The 920-nt window shown below is 74.0% G+C and carries 1 protein-coding gene; it reads left to right on the forward strand.

Annotated features, from left to right (window positions below):
• Nucleotides 1-454 precede the first annotated feature (454 nt).
• A partial coding sequence (locus D471_RS41885) for a DUF559 domain-containing protein (protein WP_241479653.1) occupies nt 455-920 on the forward strand: 466 nt, incomplete at its 3' end.

Below are 920 nucleotides of genomic sequence, written 5' to 3' on the forward strand. Positions count from 1 at the left end.
CGCGGCGTCCGCCCCTCGGGGCCGCCGCGACCGGTGGCAGACTGGGTGGGTCCCCCACCCGGATCCATTCGCGACTCCCGAGCGTCTCGTCCCCAGAGCGCGCTCCGGATGTCGTAGGAAGCGCGCCCCGCCCCCACGACACCCCAGAGGAACACGAGAACCGCAGTGGCAGCTCCCGGCCCGACACCGAACCCCGACGGTGTCACACGCGTGTACCAGTTCCTCCTCCAGTCCGAGGAGCTGCGCAGCGCGCCCGTCCGCGACCTCGACGGTGCCCGCACGGTGTGGTTGGGCGACCTCCCCGAGGACGGCCCCGGCATCGTGTCCGGACTGCTCGATCCCGGTGACGCCGACACCTGGCTCGCCGTGGACCGGGTCCTGCGCTACCAGCCCCCGCCCCACCGGACATCCTGGAACCCTGGCTCGACCCCGGCGGCCCGCGCACTTCAGCGGCGTGCCCGACCAGCAGGCGATGAACGTGGCCGCCTCGCGCGCCTGCGACCAGGTGTGGCTCTTCCACAGCTTCGCCCTGTCCGACCTGGGTCGGGACGACGCGCGCCGCCATTACCTCGACTACCTGGGCCGACCCGCCCGGGAGCGGGATGGCGCCGATATCGGCGAGGTCCCGGCCGACGTGCGCGTCGACCCCTTCGACAGCGTCTTCGAGCAGCGGGTCTACCTGGCGCTGCGGGAGCGCGGGTACCGGGTCGTGCCGCAGTACCCGGCCGGGCCCTACCGGATCGACCTGGTGGTGGAGGGCGGCACCCGGCGCCTGGCGGTGGAGTGCGACGGCGACGCCGTCCACACCGAGGAGACCGCAGCCGACGACGCCGACCGCCAGCGCGAGCTCGAACGGGTCGGCTGGTCGTTCGTGCGCGTCCGGGGCGGCCGGTTCTTCCGCGACCCCGATGCCGCCCTCC

The sequence above is a fragment of the Nocardiopsis lucentensis DSM 44048 genome (assembly GCF_000341125.1).
GTDB classification, from domain to species: Bacteria; Actinomycetota; Actinomycetes; order Streptosporangiales; family Streptosporangiaceae; genus Nocardiopsis; species Nocardiopsis lucentensis.